Origin of the sequence: Mesorhizobium sp. M8A.F.Ca.ET.021.01.1.1, from assembly GCF_003998025.1 — a bacterium.
Lineage (GTDB): Bacteria > Pseudomonadota > Alphaproteobacteria > Rhizobiales > Rhizobiaceae > Mesorhizobium.
Window position 1 is genome coordinate 1 of sequence record NZ_RZSJ01000061.1, and the last position, 17,365, is coordinate 17,365.

Sequence of the window (17,365 nt, forward strand, 5' to 3'; positions counted from 1 at the left end):
GGAAAGCCCAAAATGCTCATCCGCATCGCACTCGCCAGAAAACTTCTCGTCATCCTCAACGCAAAAGCACGCGACGCGAGAAGCGAATTCGCAAATGCAACTTGACACCCCAGATAGTCGCTCTCCCCCCTCCGGAGGGAGAGGAAAGGAGCCTGGCTGGGGTACGCCAACGCGTCCGCAAAGAATGGCGGGCAGCGCACCAGCCCTGCACGAAAACTGCACACGCCTGCCGAAAACCTCCTCCGATCCGCCGCATCGCCACCCGGCCGGCCTGCGAGACAGGCGGCATGCAAAAGCGAGCAAAACCCCGTTGGTCCCTGCCCCACAGGCTGCGCAGCGAAGGCTGGTGGCTGGCCGATCCACCACGTGCGACGGCAACCCTCATCCCTTTCGTCCGCAGACGCCCTCCGACGGCCCGACTGGAAGCCATGGGGACGATCAGGTCATGACAGTGTTGCTCACTTCGGCGCCAAGCTATCGCAGCCGCTTCGGCGTTGCCCTGCTGTTGGTCGCGATCGCCGATTTCCTGTTCTACGGCCAGCCCGCCGGCATCACGGTTCTCCTGTTCGCCATCCTGATTGCCGCGGCGGTGGTGGCCGTGCATCCCGCCGCGTTCAACGATGGCAAGGTGTGGCTCAAGTCAGCCGCCTTGCTTGTCGCGCTGCTGCCGCTGGCCGAGACTGTCAGCCCCTTGTCCGTCTCGATCGCGCTCGCGGCCCTGGTGGCGTTCGCGCTTTCGCTGAGTGGCCGGCTGCGGCACCGCATGGCGCGCATTACCGGCCAGGTCGTGCTGTTCGGGCTGGCGGCGCCGGTCCGGTTCCTCGGCGATTTTCTCCAGTGGCGAAGGGCGGCGCGGCGGTTCGGCGGGCATCGCATAAGGCTGGCGGCGATCGCGGTCTGGGTCATGCCGCTGACGCTGGGCGCCGTCTTCGTCGCCCTGTTCGGCGCCGCCAATCCGGTCATCGAATACTGGCTGTCGCTGATCGATCTCATCAGGCTGCTCGACCTGATCCAGCTGACGCGGATTGCCTTCTGGCTGTTCGTGCTTGCCGGCGTCTGGGCCTTTCTGCGGCCGCGCCTGCCCCGATTCCGGCGGCGTATTTTCCGGCCAGATCATCCCCCTGCCGATGCCCAGCCGGCGGCTGGCCCGGACAGGCATGTTGTCGAGGACATCGCCTTCGGTAAGGCGGCTATCCTTCGAGCGCTCGTTGTCTTCAACATCCTGTTCGCGATGCAGAGCGGGCTCGACGCCACCTATCTGTGGGGCGGGGTCGCGCTTCCCGATGGCTTGAGCTACGCCGCCTACGCGCATCGAGGCGCCTATCCGCTTGTTGTCACCGCGCTGCTCGCCGCCGGTTTTGTCCTTGCGGCGCTGAGGCCCGGCAGCGAGGCATCGGCCGATCCGCTTATCCGCCGCCTGGTCTATGCCTTGGTAGCGCAGAACATCATGCTGGTCGCCTCGTCGATCCTGCGGCTCGACCTCTATGTCGGCATCTATGCGCTGACCTGCTGGCGCGTCGCTGCTTTCGTCTGGATGGGGCTGGTGGCGGCCGGGCTTGCGCTGATCATCGCCCGCATCGCGCTCGGAAAATCCAATGAATGGCTGCTCTCCGCCAATCTTCTGACGTTATCCCTGGCGCTTTATGCCTGCTGTTTCATCAACTTCGCCGCGCTGATCGCCAATTACAATGTCGACCATTCCCTTGAAATGACCGGCCAGGGCATTCCCCTCGACGCCTGGTATCTGCGCTCGCTCGGCCCGGGCGCCTTTCCGGCGCTCGACCGCTTCTTCGATCGTCAGCGTAAGACGGCCGATGCCGGCGCCGTCGGCGAACTGGCAAGGTTGCGCGGTGTCGATGAAGGCTGGTATCGCAGCATGCAGGAAAACTGGCGGAGCTGGAGCTTTCGCGACTGGCGCCTGCTTCGCTATCTCGACAGCAGGCAGCCGATCATTGTTCCTGGTGTCGCAGAACCCGTGCCGGATCGCTGAGCCATGCCGCATCACATCCTCGTCGCCGACGACGACCCGCATATCCGCGAAGTGATCTGCTTCGCGCTGGAAAAGGCCGGCATGAAAACGGCTGCCGTGGCCGATGGCGCCGCCGCCCTGCAGGCGATCGAACGGCGCACGCCCGACCTTGTCGTGCTCGACATCGGCATGCCTGAGATGGACGGGCTGGAGGTCTGCCGGCGGCTGCGCCACACATCAGACGTGCCGGTGCTGTTCCTGTCCGCGCGAGATGAGGAGATCGACCGCATCCTTGGGCTCGAAATGGGCGGCGACGATTATGTCACCAAACCGTTCAGCCCGCGCGAGCTGGTCGCCCGCGTCAACGTCATCCTGCGGCGCGCCCGCCCCGTCGCGCCCGAACCCGCCGACGACAGGCAGTTCGCGCAGGGCAAGCTCACCTTGGCGCCGGCCAGCCACGCGGCCGCCTTCGACGGCAAGCCGCTGGCCCTGACGGGGATCGAGTTCTCGATCCTGAAAGGGTTTCTGGCGCGGCCCACCCATGTGCTCGACCGCGAGGCGGTGATGGCCAGTGCCTATGCGGGCAAGATCCATGTCGCCGACCGCACCGTCGACAGCCATATCCGCAACATCCGCGCCAAGTTGGCGGCGGTGGGTTGCCCGGAGGTCATCGAGACGGTGCATGGCGTCGGCTTCCGGCTCGGCCGATGCGGCTGACGACGTCCAGCAAATGGATTGGCAGCAAGTGGATCGGCCGCAAATGGCGGCCTCGTCTCGCCACGGTCGTCGTCGCCATCCTGATCCTGGTGATGGCGCTGCCGCTGGTCGGCCTGTTCTTCTTCCGCCTCTATGAGAACCAGCTGATCCGCCAGACCGAGGCGGAGCTGATCGCGCAGGGTGCCGCCATCGCCGCCATCTATGCGCAGGAGGTGCGCGACGCCGGCATTTTGCCGGAAAAGCTCGGCGCGCCGATGCCTGGGGCCAATGGCGGCGCGAGCCGAAGCGCCAATCCCGAATCGCCCTATCGGCCGATCGAGCCGCGGCTCGATCTCGCCTCGGATTACGTGCTTGCGACCCGGCCTGCCGGGATGCCCGCCACGGCCGATCCCGCTTTCGCCGCGATCGGCGCGCGCCTGACCGGCATTCTCGATGCGACGCAGAAGACCACGCTGGCCGGTTTCCGGCTGCTTGATCCCGCAGGTGTCGTCATTGCCGGGCGCGACGAAATCGGGCAGTCGCTTGCCGGGGTCGAGGAGGTGCGTGCCGCACTTGCCGGGCGCTATGCCAGCGCGCTCCGGCTGCGCATCCCCAACCAGCCGGCGCCGCCGCTCTATTCGGTCAGCCGCGGCACCAAGGTGCGCGTCTTCGTCGCCCTGCCGGTTGCCGTCAACGGCAAGGTCGCCGGCGTGGTCTATGTCTCGCGGACGCCCAACAACATCATAAAACATCTCTATGGCGAACGCGGCAAGGTGACGGCGGCGGCGATCGCCATCCTCGGCGGCACGCTGCTCATCGGCCTCGTCTTCCTGCGCACTGTCAGCCGGCCGATCTATGCGCTGATCGACCGCACCCAGCGCATCGCCGCCGGCGAGCGCGACGCGATCCGGCCGCTCGACCACCATGGCACGCGCGAAATGGCCGAACTGTCCGCCGCGTTTCTCGACATGGCGGAGAAACTGCAGGCGCGCTCGGATTCGATCCAGACCTTTGCCACCCACGTCTCGCATGAGCTCAAATCGCCGCTGACGGCGATCCAGGGCGCGGCCGAACTGCTGCGCGATTCCGGCGCGGCGATGGATGATGACGAGCGGCGGCGCTTCTCCAACAATATCGTCACCGATGCCGGACGGCTCAACCTGCTGGTCCGGCGGCTGCTCGACCTGGCGCGGGCCGAAAACCTCGCGCCCAGCGGCGAAAGCACCTCGGTCAGGTCGGCGCTGGCGCTGCTTCCCGTCGACACCAGGCTGGCGGTTGGCGTCGAGGCCGGCGGCGATCTGGCCTTGCGCATCTCGGCCGAGAACGGAGCAATCGTGCTTGGCAATCTCATCGACAACTCGGCCAGGCACGGCGCGACGCAAGTTTCGATCACTGCCGCAAGCGCCGGCGGCAAGGCGACCGTGCTGGTCAGCGACGATGGCGCCGGCATTTCGCCAAGCAACCAGGCGCGCATCTTCGAGCCGTTCTTCACCACGCGGCGCGCTACCGGCGGCACCGGCATGGGCCTCGGCATCGTGCTGGCCCTCCTGAAAGCGCATGATGGTACGATCAGGTTGGTTGACTCCGAGCGCGGCACGCGCTTCGAGATCACTTTGCCGGTCGCGTAGAGTGTGGACGGCGGATCGGAGAAGAAAAGTGCGCTACGACATCGTCATCATCGGCGGAGCCATCGTCGGCTCCTCGGTCGCCTACTATCTGCGCGAGGAAGGGTTTTCCGGCTCGATCGCGCTGATCGAGCGCGACCCGCAATTCGCCCATTCGGCGACGACGCTATCCATGGCCTCGATCCGCCAGCAATTCTCGATTTCGGAAAACATCCGCCTGTCGCAATTCACGCTGAAACTGTTCCGGCGGCTGAAGGAAGAATTCGGCACTGACGCCGATATCGGTTTTCGCGAGGGCGGCTATCTCATCCTTGCCGGCGAGGCCGGGCTGCCGATCCTCAGGGCCAACCACGAGGCGCAGGTCGCCGAAGGCGCCGACATACTGCTCGAGGACGCCGACCAGCTGACGCGCCGCTTCCCTTGGCTGTCGGCGGAAGGCATCACCGCCGGCGCCTATGGCCGCACCGGCGAAGGCTGGTTCGACGCGCATGCGATGCTGACGCTGTTCCGCAAGGCGCTGCGGCAGAAGAAGATCGACTTCATCAGCGCTTCGGTCACCGGTATCGAGCGGCAGGGCCACCGCGTCACCGGCGTCAGCCTCGATAATGGCGACCGGATCGAGGCCGGCACCGTCATCAACGCCGCCGGGCCGAATGCCGGCAAGGTCGCCGCCCTTGCCGGGCTGGCGCTGCCGGTCGAGCCGCGCAAGCGCAACGTCTTCGTCTTCGAGGCGCGCGAGAAATATGCCGACATGCCGCTGCTGGTCGATCCCTCGGGCATCTATGTCAGGCCGGAAGGCTCGGTCTACCTGACCGGCGGCGCCGAACCGGAAGAGGGCGACGGCCCGGCCGATCCCGGCGATTTCGACGTCGACTGGCCGCTGTTCGAAGAGGTGATCTGGCCGGTGCTGGCAACCCGCATCCCGGCCTTCGAGGCGATCAAGCCGACGCGTGCCTGGGCCGGGCATTATGACTATAACACCCTCGACCAGAACGCGGTGATCGGCCCGCACCCCGAGGTGACGAATTTCCTCTTCGCCAACGGATTTTCCGGCCACGGCCTGCAGCAAGCGCCGGCGGTCGGCAAGGCGCTGGCGGAACTGATCGTGCATGGCGGCTACCGGACGATCGATTGCTCGGCGTTTGGCTACGAACGGGTGGCCGAGGGCCGGGCGTTCCGGGAATTGAATGTGATTTGAGGCGCCTGGCCTGGGCCTGCCTCTCCCTTCTCCCCTTGTGGGAGAAGGTGGATCGGCGCGCAGCGCCGAGACGGTTGAGGGGTGCGTGACAGATCTCCGTCCTTGCCAAGCTGGAACACCCCTCATCCGTCGCCTTCGGCGACACCTTCTCCCACAAGGGGAGAAGGAAGAAGCGTCTGGGCGATCATCGATTCGACGGCAAGCGCGTTGCCCAGCGCATGGCCGGCGGCCGTGTTGTCGAAGATGCCCCAGACCTCGGCACCGAAAGCCGCCGCCGCCTCCATTTGCCGGCCAAATCTGGCGAGACTATCGGCATCGTAGTCGGAGTAATAGGCGCGCGGCGCGCCGTGCCAGCGGAAATAGGCGAGGCCGGGCCAGCCTGCCGGCGCCGCAGCAGATGGCACCGGAGCGGGGTCGGCGGCGACACGCGCGATCCGGCGATCGGCCAGAAGCGCTTCAGCCTCCGGTTCGAACCAGCTGGGATGGCGCGGTACGTAAACCAGCCTGGCTTGGGTTCGCTTACTGACCATATCGAAGAAACCGCTCGCGACATCCGGCTCGAAGGATAGGCTCGGAGGCAGCTGCACCAGAAGCACGCTCAGCTTTGCGCCGAGACCTTCGGCCTGCAGGAGAAAGCTCTCAAGGAGGTCGTCGCAGCCGGCGAGGCGGTGCTCATGGGTGATGGCCTTCGGCAGCTTGACGGCGAAGCGGAAGTGCTCCGGCACGGCGCGTGCCCAGCGCTCATAGGTCTCGCGGCGGTGCGACTTGTAGAAGGATGTATTGATCTCGACGACCGGAAAGTGCCGGGAATAGCGTTCGAGATGCGAACCGGGTTGTGGGAAGTCTTGGCCGTATCGTGTCGGAACGCCCCAACCGGCCGTGCCTATGAAACATGCCTGTTTTCCCATGCATGGGATGTGGGCCGGATGAGGTGTGGGTCAAGGCGGAGAGAGGCTACGCAAAGCAACGGCCCGCCGCTCAGGCCGCAGCCAGTCTTCCAGCCTCGACATGTGCCTGCAGCCAGGCAAGCACCCGCGCCCAGCCCTCTGCATGTTCCGCCGCCGCTTCGTGCAGCCCGGCAAAACCGCCATGGCAGATGGTAAGGCGCGTGCCCCTGGCAACCGGCTGCAGCAGCCAGGCTACCGTGGTTTGCCGTCGGCCAAGCGCGGGATGGTCCCATGCATAGGCCCGCGTCTGGACGATCCGGCGCGGCGCCTCGATCTCGAGGAATTCGCCGCTGGCCGGCAGGTCCGTGCCTTCGGCCGTTCGGACAATAGCGGTCCAATGGCCGCCGACGCGCAGGTCGGCCGACCAGTCGACCATCCGTTCGGTGTCGGCCGACCCCCACCATTGCCCGATTTCCTCGCCGACCAGTGCCTCGAAGATGCGTTCCGGAGGCGCTTCGATCTCGGCCGATGCCATGACGGTGTCGCCATTGGTCATGCTCCGTACCCTGGGAGCGTGGATCATGGATGCCTCCACATCAAATTTGTTTCGTTGACGAAACGAGCCTTCAACCCTTTGATGGCGGACGCTCGAAGCCCTTGCCGGTCTCGAGCAGGCTCTTCAGGCTGGCCAGCACCAGCGGCCACCCCTTGGCGACGTTGCCGATCAGCCTGTGCGGCCCGTCCGCTTCATGGGTTACGGTAAGCTTCATCAGCTCGCCGTCCGGCTCGATGGTGAAGGTGCAGCGCGTGTAGCCGTCTTCCCTGATCTCGGGCATCCATTCATTGCGCCATTTGATGACCAGGCGCCGCGGCGGATCGATCTCGAGGATCTCGCCGCTGTCGGCGACCCGCCCGTCGGGGAAGATCAGCTTCCAGCAGGAGCCCACCTTCCATTCGCTCTCCTGATAGGAGCAGAGGAAGAACTGCCGGTTGAACTCCGGGTCGGTCAACGCTTCCCAGAGCTTTTCGGCCGTGGTGCGAATATAGGTCACATAAACGAAGCTGTTGCTCATCAGTCTTCCCTTTCGAGGCGTTTCTTCAGGTCGCTGAGGGCAGTCAGCCGCCCCCGCTCGAATTTGCCAATCCAGCGGTCGGCGATCTCGTTGATCGGAACCGGGTTGAGGTAGTGCTCCTTCTCTCGACCCCGGCGGATGGTGGCGACGAGGTTTGCTTCCTCCAGGATCGCCAGGTGCTTGGTCACCGCCTGGCGGGTCATGGCCATCTCGGCGCACAGCGCATTCAGCGTCTGCCCATTCCTGGCATGGAGGCTGTCCAGCAATTGCCGGCGTGTCGGGTCCGCCAGGGCGCGAAAGACTGCATCCATGCTCATTGCTCTAATATGCAACCATTTGGTTGCATGTCAAGCGGCAAGATCGCACGCCATTGGCGACCGGATAGATCGCGGCAGATAAAGAATCAGCGCTTGCGGGAGATCCAGAAGGCGTCCGGCATGCGCTTCATGCCGATGCGTTCGTAGAAGCCGACGGCATCGGGCATCGAAATCAGGCTGATGGCGACCGACGGTCCGAGCTGCCGGGCCACCTCGTCCATCAGCCCCTTGCCGATGCCAAGTCCCTGCGCCTTGGCCGATACGGCGAGGTCGGAGATGTAGCAGACCCAGGAAAAGTCGGTCAGGCAGCGGGCAACGCCAATCAGCGGCTTGCCTTCCATGTCGAGACGGGCGGTCACGATCAAATCGGCGCCCTCCAGCATCGCCTTCAGTCTGGCCTCGTCATCGACGGGCCTGACTTCGCCGAGGCCGGATTCGGCCAGCACGCGGCGGAACTGCGCGGTATCGAGCGATGCCTCGCGGGCGTAGAGGACGTGGGAATTTTCTGCCATCACAGCCAGAGTGCACCATCGGGCGGTGAATTCGAAGCCGTTTCGTCGGCACCCTGGCGCCGGCGCGCACGAACAGCTGCCTTTTATTTGCCCGCGGCTTTGTGTAAACCGGGCTCCAGAAAATCCCCCGCAACGAAAACACGGGCCAAAGCCATGGAAAAATTCACCAAGCTCACCGGCGTCGCCGCCCCCATGCCGATCGTCAATGTCGACACCGACATGATCATCCCGAAGGATTATCTCAAGACGATCAAGCGTACAGGGCTTGGCACCGGCCTGTTTGCCGAGATGCGCTACAAGGACGACGGTTCGGAAAATCCGGACTTCGTGCTCAACAAGCCGGCCTACCGCAAGGCGCAGATCCTGGTCGCCGGCGACAATTTCGGCTGCGGCTCGAGCAGGGAGCACGCGCCATGGGCGCTGCTCGATTTCGGGATACGCTGCGTCATCTCGACCTCGTTCGCCGACATCTTCTACAACAACTGCTTCAAGAACGGCGTGCTGCCGATCACCGTCAGCCCCGAGGACCTGGAGAAGCTCATGGACGACGCCTCGCGCGGCTCCAACGCAACTCTGTCGGTCGATCTCGAAGCCAAGGAAATCCGTGGCCCGGACGGCGGCGTCGTGACCTTCGATCTCGACGACTTCAAGCGGCATTGCATGCTCAACGGGCTCGACGACATCGGCCTGACCATGGAAAAGGCCGGCGCCATCGCCTCGTTCGAGAAGAAGAACGCCGAACTGCGCCCCTGGGCCTGAGCGGCCGATAGGCCCGGCCTTTCCTGCCGGGACGCGACTGAGGGAGGGACAGTCATGAGACACCAGCTTCTGGCCGGCGCCTGCGGGGTGGCCTTGTTGTTGGCACCCACCGCGTTTGCGCAAACCCAGACCCAGACGCCCGCCGCGGAGCAAGCGCCGGCGGCCGAAAAGCCAGCCACCGACCAGGACACGGGAACGAACGCTGCCGACGCTTCCGAGGACGACAAGCAGGCGCCGATCCCGTTCGAAGGCGGCCAACTCACCATCACGCAGCCGGAGCAGGACGGCGAGAAGGTGCTGTCCTATGACGGCAAACAGCTGGCCAGCAACTATGACGTCTTTTTCGATAAGATCGTCAAGATCGGCGACGTCAATGTGGCGCTGGTCGATGTCGGCGATGGCGGCAACCAGTGCGGCCCGGCCAAGGTGATCGTCTGGAAGCCGGAGGGTGGCGCCATCCAGAGCATCACGGTCGAGCAGGACGAGTGCGGCGCGCCGCCCTCGGCGGTGTCCGACAACGCCATCTATTTCGTGCCGTATCTTTTGCCCGGCGATGAAAAGCCGGCTTTGCAATGGTCGCCAGCGAGCGGACTGACCATTTCGGGCAATCTGGCCTACATGCCGGAGCCCGGCACGGACTGGAAGGATATCGACCCGTCGAAATACGACAACATCATCGACGCCTTTCACAATGAGGCCGTCTACAAGGAAGCCCAGAAACTGCTCGGCAAGGACATGCCCGACATGGCGACCAGCCTGCTGGTCGGCGGCGGCACGGAAAAGACCGCGTCCGGCGCCTTCTACGCCAGCGGCTGCGTACCGCATGATTGCGGCGGCAATGACGGCTTCATGGCGGTTGACCCGGCCAAGCACCAACTCTACTTCGCCCGTCGCGGCGACAATGGCCAACCGAACGCCTGGCCGCCGGTGGCGACATGGCCGGCCGATGTGAAGGAAGCGCTGGACAAGGCGCTGGGGTCGGCGAACTAACCGGGGCATTTCCGGCGAAAACCGGGCGCACTTTAGTGCTCTGTCCCTTTGTTTCTACGCAGCAGGCGAATCAGATGCCAAGTTGCAGCCGATCAAACAGGTCAAATTCGCACACTGTGGCCACCGCGGATGGGGACAGTCGGTCCGCGTCTATTCCTGTGACCGGCGCTATGCTGACGCTCCTACGGCTGTCGTCCGCGCGGGGCTAATTTCCTCTGCCTACGCGCGACAACCGTCCATCGTTGCCGACGCGCGCAGGACCGCAGTTTATGCGCCGTTCTTCCTTTGAGCGCCGCCGGTCGCCGGCGCGGAGATCGAGGATGGCCTTCTGCCCAACCAGACTCAACGGCGATATTCGCTGGGACAAATGGAACCAGATCGGCCGAGCGGCGTCATAGAAGCAGCTTCGCGCGGCAGTGCCTGGAGTAACATTGATGGTCAGACTCGTTCTTCTGGCGCTTGTTTTGTTCGCCTTCGCGGCTGGCGCCACAGAGGCGGCAAAGCTGGACGCAGCCACCGTCAACAATGCTCAATTCGGCGACGCTGCAACGAAGGGCGTCGATGCGACCGTGCTGAAGGCACAGATCCTTTTGGATCGCGCGCGGTTCTCGTCGGGCCTCATTGACGGCCACCAGGCGGAGAACTTCACCAAGGCGGTGCGGGCATTTCAGGCGGCCAACGCGCTGCCCGCCGATGGCAAGCTCAACCGGGAGACCTGGGACAAGCTGGTCGCAACCTCGCAAGGCGCGGTTCTTGTGAACTACGAGCTGACGCGCAAGGACGTGCGTGGACCGTTTACCAAGCGCATTCCGGCCAGCATGGAAAGAATGGCTCACCTGCGCAGGCTCGGCTATCGCAGTTCGTTGGAACGGATCGCAGAGCGCTTCCACATCAGCGAACAATTGCTGCGAAGGCTCAACCCGGGCATCAGCTTCAGGACGGCCGGCGCAAAGTTGCTGGTGCCGGCTATCGCCCGAGGCGATCCCTCCTCAGCCGTTGCCAGCCTCGAAGTCGACAAGGCCGCGCGCCAAGTTCGCGTTCTCGACAATTCCGGCAAAGTGATTTCGGTCTACCCCGCCTCGATTGGAAGCGAAGAGAAGCCGGCGCCGAGCGGCGAGGCACAAGTCACGCGCGTGGTCCACAATCCCACCTATCATTATGATCCTCACTTCGCCTTCAAGGGGGTAAGAACCAAAAGGCCCTTCACCATCGCTGCCGGACCTAACAATCCTGTCGGATCGATCTGGATCGATCTGTCCATTGAAAGTTACGGGATTCACGGTACGCCCGAACCCGGCAAGATCGGGAAGACCTTCTCGCATGGTTGCATCAGGTTGACCAATTGGGATGCCGAAGACCTCGCCCTTGAGGTGCACAAAGGCACAAGGGTTGTCTTCACCGGAGAAACAGCTGAATCGGCCAAGGACCAACCCGGCTGACGCATGGCGGGCAATGCAGAACCCCTGACCGGGACCGCAGAGCACCTCACGGTAGCCGGCGCACAAGGTCTTCAACGTCAAAATCCATAGCGGCGTCTACCGCTCGGAGCCGGCCATGGGCCAGCCGGAACTGCTCGCAATCCCAACCGGACAAGCTTCAATTTGCTCCCAGGCTCAGCGCTTTCCTGCGGTCGGCCTTGGCGCGCTTGGTGTTGCCTTTTGCCTCCCAGGAACGGCCCCGGAAAGTGTAGGCATCGGCATAGTTGGGGTAGAGCTTGATGGCGTGAGTGAAGTTGGCGATCGCGCCGTCGTGATCGCCCGCGCGTGCCTGCACCAGGCCTCTGCCGAAGTAGCCGCCCGGACTGTTCCGATCGATCTGGATCGCCATGTCGAAATCCGCCAGGGCGCGCTTCGCATCGCCCTTGGCCATCCAGACGATACCGCGATCGACACGCATTTTGGCGACGCCCGGACTAAGGCCGATGGCTTCGTCATAGTCTGCTATGGCGCCGTCGTAATCGCCTATGGTCATCCGGCTGATCCCGCGAGCGTGGAAATGCAGGGCGTAGGTGGGATCGAACTCGATCGCCTTGCTGAAATCGTCGATGGCCCGTTTGTGGTCGTTCTTGGCCGTCCAGGCAAAGCCACGGGCGGAATAATAGCTGCCGTTCTTTGGCTCGAGCGCAATCGCGCTGCCGTAGTCCGTTATGGCGCGATCGTAATTGCCCTTCTGCCCCCAGGCGAGACCGCGATATCCGAAAGCCTCGGCATCGTTGGAATCGAGCGCCAATGCCTGATCGAATTTGGCGATCGCAAGGTCGTAGCGACCCTTGTTGTAGAGGGCTATGCCACTCTTCGTGATGTCGCGCGTCGTTGCCGCCGCGCCCCCTGTCGTTGGCGCCTGCTTGTTTGCCGCTCTCGCCATGGCCGCATCGTCGCGCTCCTTGCTGGCATTGGCGTGGTTTGGATCAAGGCGTAAAGCCTCATCCAGGTCGGCGATGGCGCGGTCGTATTGCTTCTCCCTGTTCCAGCAGAATCCGCGGTTGAACCATGCTTCGGCATCCGTTGGCCGCAGTCGGATCACCTCCGTGGAATCGGCGATGATGCCGTCGCAATCGTGTTTCACGGCGCGGGCCCGGCTGCGCAGCACATAAGCGTCGGCATTGGCCGGCTGCAGCGAAATGATGGTGCTCAGATCGGCGATGGCCCGGTCGATCTTGCCTCTCTGCAGCCAGATGGCGGAACGGTAGAAATAGGCGTCGGTCGACTTTGGATCGAGCTTTGTCGACTTGTCGTAGTCGGCCATGGCCCGGTCGGGGTCGCCTTTCAACGCATAGGTGAAGGCGCGCAAGGTGTGGGCGCCGGCATTGGATGGGTCGGCGGCGACCGCTATGTCGTACTGCTCGATCGCCCGGTCGAACTGATTTTGGGCGCGCCAGATCGTTCCCTGCTCGATAGCGTCCTCGACGATCTTGGTTCGCGCCTGGCCGGCGGGCTTGGTTGCCGCGGCCTTGGCTTTCGCCGCTGGCTCCCGGCCGGCGTTGGCCGCCGCCTTGCGGGCGATGGCATAGTCGGGATTGCCGGGGTCGAGCTGCAGTGCCTCGTCGAAGTCGACGACGGCGCCGGCATAGTCCTTCCGGTCGGCCCGCGCCATGCCGCGCGCATAATAGCTGGCGTCATCCTTCGCATCGATCCCGATCGCGACGGAATAGGCGGCGATCGCACGCCCGGCGTCGCCCTTGGCGTGCCAGGCCACGCCCTTGCAGTAGAAGGCGTCGCGCGCCTTCGGGTCGAGGTCGGCGGCGCGGCCGCAGTCGGCAAGCGCACCATCGGCATCACCCGAGGTGGCCTTGGCCAGACCCCGGTGCGAAAGCGCCGCGCCAAAGTCGGGACTGGTCCGTATGGCCTTGTCGTAGTCCGCGATCGCCTTGCCGTAATCGCGTTTGGCGGCCCAGGCCCGGCCGCGGCCGAAATGGGCAAAGCGGTTTTCGGGATCGAGCTCGATCGCCTTGTCGTAGGCGCCGATCGCCTGGTCATACTTGCCCATGTCGAGAAAGGCGTCGCCACCAAGGACGGCCTCCAGGGCGCGCGGATCCTTTGCGGCCAGCGCCCTCTCGGTCAGCGCCTTGCCTTGCGCGGCCGTCATCTCCGGAATGGCCGATGGCGGCTTCTCGGGCTCCGCCGCTGGTGCGTCCGGCGGTGGCGCCAATTCGACGCTGTCGCCCGTGACCTGCTTGTCGCAGATTCCAGCCCGCCGCGGATCGAGTTCGACGGCGCGCCGGCAATCCGCCGCGGCGCCGGCCTTGTCGCCACTCAATGTCCTCGCGCGGCCGCGTACGAGATAGGCCTCGGCATTGTTAGGGTCGAGGCTGATCGCCTTGGAAAGATCGAGAAGCGCGCCACCGACGCTATAATCCGCCAGCCGCGCCTCGGCGCGTTCGACCAGGACTTTTGCGGCGGCCGGGTCCCTCACATTCCCGGCTGCCGACTGGTCCGGTTCGCCGGGCGCATGCTCGTTGCACGAGCCCGCGCGCCCGGGGTCCAGTTCAACGGCGCGTCGGCAATCATTGGCGGCAGCGGCGTAGTTGCCCTGCGATGCCTCGGCGAGCGACCGATCGTAAAAGGCCTCGGCATTGTAGGGATCGAGCTGAATGGCAGAGCTGAAACTTGCGATTGCGCCGGCGACGTAGCCCTGTACCTGCTGCTCCAATCCCCGCTTCAGTTCCCAGGCAACGCGCTCGGAATGGTCCTCTTTCCTGGGGTAGAGTTGAAGCGGCTCGTATACGCGCGGCGCGGCAGGCTCTTCGGCTGCTTCATAAGCCGGACTGGCCGCGGGGTCGGGGGGCCGTCGGGTGGCTTGGAGGCTCAGCCTTTCCTCGGCGTATTTAGGGTTGGCCGGATCGAGCGCGATGGCCTTGTCCAGATCGGCGATGGCCTTGTCGGGATCGATCGTCTTCCAGACCAATGCCCGGATAAAGTAAGACCCTGGATCGGTCGGCTTCAAGGAGATGGCTTTGTCGAGATCGGCAAATGCTTCTTTTGCCTTGCCGATCCGGGCCATCGTCATGCCGCGTACCCGGTAAGCCTGGGCGTCGGCCGGGTCGAGGCGGATCGCTTCATCCAGATCGGCGAGAGTCCGGGCATAGTCGCCCTTCAAGCCCCAGCTCTTGGCGCGGTTAAAGCGGAAAGCCGAATTTGCCGGGTCCAGCCGGATCGCCTCGTCGAACGAAGCAATGGCGCGGGTGTGGTCGCCCTTGTCCTGCCAGGCAATGCCGCGCACGCCGTAAGCCTTTGCGTTGGCGGGGTCGATCTCGATCGCTTCGTCGCAGTCGACGATGGCGCGGTCGTGCTCGCCTTTCCTGCTGAAAGCCTTGGCGCGATTGACATAGAGGCCGGCGTCGTCCGGCGTTAGCGCGATCGCGCGGGTACAGGCAGCGGTCCGCTGGTCGGGGTCGACCTTGCCACGGCTGAAACAGGTTGCATGGTCGGCGCCGGCCGCGAACGCCGGCGTGGCGAGAACGATAATGGCTCCCATCCCAGCCAACGACAGCCAGACGCGCAAAGAACCAACGAATGCGCGCGCAAGCGCGTCGGTGCCGCCTGACATGGCTCTGATCCTCCCCCCGGAGCTGCCGCGACGGGTCTCGCGGCTGTTTCATATTAGTTCTGTTTTTGTTCCGGAATGCAAGCAGAAATTGCAATGGCGGCATACTTCACGGATTCCCGTCCTCGCGGAGGCCAACAGGGCGCGGAGGCGGACAGGGCGGGCCCGTCGGTGGCGCCGATTCTGCGCTGCCGATCCATTCGTATTGGCCCATGGCAGGATCGGCGTTTTCGCCACAGAATGGTTGCAATCATGGCGAGGCTCCTCATGCGCAAACTCATCTCCACCGGCTCACCCTTCGAAAAGACCGCCGGCTATTCGCGTGCCGTGGTGCAGGGCGACTGGTGTTTCGTGTCCGGGACGACCGGCTATGATTATGCGACCATGACGATGCCGGAGACGGTCGAGGCGCAGACGCGTAACTGCCTGGCGACGATCGGCAAGGCGCTCGGGGATGGCGGCTTCGAAATGGCGGATGTGGTGCGGGCGCATTACTACATCACCGATCAGGCCTTCGTGGATGTCGTCTTCCCGATCCTCGGCGAGACGTTCGGCGACATCAGGCCGGCGGCGACGATGATCGTGTGCCAGCTGAACAAACCGGAAATGAAGATCGAGATCGAGGTGACGGCGCTGCGGCGTACCGCCTGAGAGACCAAGGCGATGAAGGTCCGGCGCATCGTGGCCAATATCGAGACACGGGACGCGGCGGCGGCCAGCCGTTTCTACCACGATGTGCTCGGCCTCGATCTGCTCATGGACCAGGGCTGGATCGCCACCTACGGCTCCGGGGAGACGATGCAGGTGCAGGTCAGCTTCATGGCGCAAGGCGGGTCCGGCACGCCGGTGCCGGACCTGTCGATCGAAGTCGACGATGTCGATGCGGCGCTCGAAGCGATGCAGGCCGCCGGTTTCGCCATCGAATATGGGCCTGCCGACGAACCCTGGGGCGTGCGGCGCTTCTATGTGCGCGATCCCCTCGGCCGGCTGGTCAACATTCTCTCGCATCGGTGATGGCATCTTCCATGGGGCAGTAACTTGGGCCTCCCGGCGGGGCAGCGCCCCCCTCTGCCCTGCCGGGCATCTCCCCCACGAGGGGGGAGATCGGCAGCTTTGCTAACGGCGCTATCTGTAAACGCCTGACATTTGCGAAGGCCGATATGATAGCCAATGTCCCCCCTCGTGGGGGAGATGTCCGGCAGGACAGAGGGGGGGGCGCGAAGGATCGCCGATGGTGCCCTTGTTCGCATCGCGGCGTTCTCCCTCCCGTTACGGCTTGCGCTGCAACCACTTGGCGTTTAGCAAGGCCGCGGTTCAAATCTTTCTGGGACGGTTTTCTCCATGGCAACGAAGCATCTTTTCCTGCTCCCCGGCGACGGCATCGGCCCCGAGGCCATGGCCGAGGTCAAGAAGCTGATCGCGGCGATGAACGAAAAGCTCGGCAGCGGCTTCGTCACCGATGAGGGCCTTGTCGGCGGCTGTGCCTACGATGCGCATGGCGCGGCGATCTCCGATGCCGACATGGAAAAGGCGATGGCGGCGGACGCGGTGCTGTTCGGTGCCGTCGGCGGGCCGAAGTGGGATGCGGTGCCTTACGAGGTGCGCCCCGAGGCCGGGCTCTTGCGCCTGCGCAAGGACATGGAGCTGTTCGCCAATCTCAGGCCCGCAATCTGCTATCCGGCGCTGGCGGCATCTTCCTCGTTGAAGCAGGAAGTGGTCGAAGGCCTCGACATCCTCATCGTGCGCGAGCTGACCGGCGGCGTCTATTTCGGCGAGCCCAAGCAGATCATCGATCTCGGCAACGGCCAGAAGCGCGGCATCGACACGCAGGTCTACGACACGTTCGAGATCGAGCGCATTTCGGGCGTCGCCTTCGAGCTGGCCCGGACCCGCAAGAACCACGTCACCTCGATGGAAAAGCGCAACGTCATGAAGTCCGGCGTACTGTGGAACGAGGTCGTCACCCAAACCCACAAGGCGCGCTATGCCGACGTCAAGCTCGACCACATGCTGGCCGATGCCGGCGGCATGCAGCTGGTGCGCTGGCCAAAGCAGTTCGACGTCATCGTCACCGACAATCTGTTCGGCGACATGCTGTCCGACATCGCCGCCATGCTGACCGGCTCGATCGGCATGCTGCCATCGGCCTCGCTCGGCGCGCCTGATGCCAAGACCAAGAAGCGCAAGGCGCTGTACGAGCCGGTGCACGGCTCGGCGCCAGACATTGCCGGCAAGGGCATCGCCAACCCGATCGCCATGATCGCCTCCTTCGCCATGTGCCTGCGCTATTCCTTCG

16 protein-coding genes and 1 pseudogene are annotated in these 17,365 nt (G+C 64.4%); 11 read left to right on the top strand and 6 right to left on the bottom strand.

Annotation, left to right across the window (positions count from 1 at the left end; genetic code table 11):
- From EOA36_RS38910 to EOA36_RS07785, 5 genes and pseudogenes are all read left to right on the top strand, one after another.
- Positions 1-105 (top strand): annotated as a pseudogene (locus EOA36_RS38910) (IS110 family transposase); the annotation flags it as partial.
- 340 nt (positions 106-445) lie between these two features.
- Entirely contained in the window at positions 446-1,990 is a 1,545-nt protein-coding gene (locus EOA36_RS07770; protein WP_127276546.1) for a DUF4173 domain-containing protein, read from the top strand.
- A gap of 3 nt (positions 1,991-1,993) precedes the next feature.
- Positions 1,994-2,686 (top strand): response regulator transcription factor, encoded by a 693-nt coding sequence (locus EOA36_RS07775; protein WP_127276548.1) that lies wholly within the window; start codon positions 1,994-1,996, stop codon positions 2,684-2,686.
- Positions 2,677-4,293, top strand: a complete 1,617-nt coding sequence (locus tag EOA36_RS07780) for an ATP-binding protein (protein ID WP_127276550.1) — start codon at positions 2,677-2,679, stop codon at positions 4,291-4,293. Before EOA36_RS07775 ends, EOA36_RS07780 begins: the two co-directional genes overlap by 10 nt.
- A gap of 28 nt (positions 4,294-4,321) precedes the next feature.
- Positions 4,322-5,488, top strand: a complete 1,167-nt coding sequence (locus EOA36_RS07785; RefSeq protein ID WP_127276552.1) for an FAD-binding oxidoreductase — start codon at positions 4,322-4,324, stop codon at positions 5,486-5,488.
- Positions 5,489-5,610: 122 nt separating this feature from the next.
- On the opposite strand, the gene EOA36_RS07790 is transcribed toward EOA36_RS07785, so the two are convergent.
- From EOA36_RS07790 to EOA36_RS07810, 5 genes are all read right to left on the bottom strand, one after another.
- A complete protein-coding gene (locus tag EOA36_RS07790; protein ID WP_127276555.1) occupies positions 5,611-6,396 on the bottom strand; it encodes a DUF72 domain-containing protein in 786 nt (261 codons plus the stop codon).
- A 70-nt stretch (positions 6,397-6,466) separates the two neighbouring features.
- A complete protein-coding gene (locus EOA36_RS07795; protein ID WP_127276557.1) occupies positions 6,467-6,958 on the bottom strand; it encodes an SRPBCC domain-containing protein in 492 nt (163 codons plus the stop codon).
- A gap of 43 nt (positions 6,959-7,001) precedes the next feature.
- On the bottom strand, positions 7,002-7,448 hold the full coding sequence (locus tag EOA36_RS07800; protein WP_127276560.1) for an SRPBCC family protein: 447 nt from the start codon (positions 7,446-7,448) through the stop codon (positions 7,002-7,004).
- The gene (locus EOA36_RS07805; RefSeq protein ID WP_127276562.1) at positions 7,448-7,765 is read right to left on the bottom strand and encodes a metalloregulator ArsR/SmtB family transcription factor; all 318 of its coding nucleotides are present in this window, start codon (positions 7,763-7,765) and stop codon (positions 7,448-7,450) included. Before EOA36_RS07805 ends, EOA36_RS07800 begins: the two co-directional genes overlap by 1 nt.
- 86 nt (positions 7,766-7,851) lie before the next feature.
- A complete protein-coding gene (locus EOA36_RS07810; protein WP_127276565.1) occupies positions 7,852-8,277 on the bottom strand; it encodes a GNAT family N-acetyltransferase in 426 nt (141 codons plus the stop codon).
- Between the two features lie 153 nt (positions 8,278-8,430).
- Between EOA36_RS07810 and leuD the strand changes: the two genes are divergently transcribed.
- From leuD to EOA36_RS07825, 3 genes are all read left to right on the top strand, one after another.
- On the top strand, positions 8,431-9,036 hold the full coding sequence (gene leuD, locus EOA36_RS07815) for a 3-isopropylmalate dehydratase small subunit (RefSeq protein WP_127276567.1): 606 nt from the start codon (positions 8,431-8,433) through the stop codon (positions 9,034-9,036).
- Positions 9,037-9,090: 54 nt separating this feature from the next.
- Positions 9,091-10,026 carry a hypothetical protein gene (locus EOA36_RS07820; RefSeq protein ID WP_127276569.1) on the top strand — a complete coding sequence of 312 codons (936 nt, stop codon included), beginning with the start codon at positions 9,091-9,093 and terminating at the stop codon, positions 10,024-10,026.
- Between the two features lie 434 nt (positions 10,027-10,460).
- On the top strand, positions 10,461-11,465 hold the full coding sequence (locus tag EOA36_RS07825; protein ID WP_127276571.1) for a L,D-transpeptidase: 1,005 nt from the start codon (positions 10,461-10,463) through the stop codon (positions 11,463-11,465).
- Between the two features lie 157 nt (positions 11,466-11,622).
- Here EOA36_RS07825 and EOA36_RS07830 read toward each other — a convergent pair whose 3' ends face one another.
- The gene (locus tag EOA36_RS07830) at positions 11,623-15,072 is read right to left on the bottom strand and encodes a tetratricopeptide repeat protein (RefSeq protein ID WP_127276573.1); all 3,450 of its coding nucleotides are present in this window, start codon (positions 15,070-15,072) and stop codon (positions 11,623-11,625) included.
- Positions 15,073-15,336: 264 nt separating this feature from the next.
- Between EOA36_RS07830 and EOA36_RS07835 the strand changes: the two genes are divergently transcribed.
- From EOA36_RS07835 to leuB, 3 genes are all read left to right on the top strand, one after another.
- Positions 15,337-15,720 carry a RidA family protein gene (locus EOA36_RS07835; protein WP_127276581.1) on the top strand — a complete coding sequence of 128 codons (384 nt, stop codon included), beginning with the start codon at positions 15,337-15,339 and terminating at the stop codon, positions 15,718-15,720.
- Between the two features lie 12 nt (positions 15,721-15,732).
- Positions 15,733-16,083: a VOC family protein gene (locus EOA36_RS07840; protein WP_127276575.1), complete on the top strand. Its 351-nt coding sequence runs from the start codon at positions 15,733-15,735 to the stop codon at positions 16,081-16,083.
- Positions 16,084-16,410: 327 nt separating this feature from the next.
- A partial coding sequence (leuB, locus tag EOA36_RS07850; protein WP_127276579.1) for a 3-isopropylmalate dehydrogenase occupies positions 16,411-17,365 on the top strand: 955 nt, incomplete at its 3' end.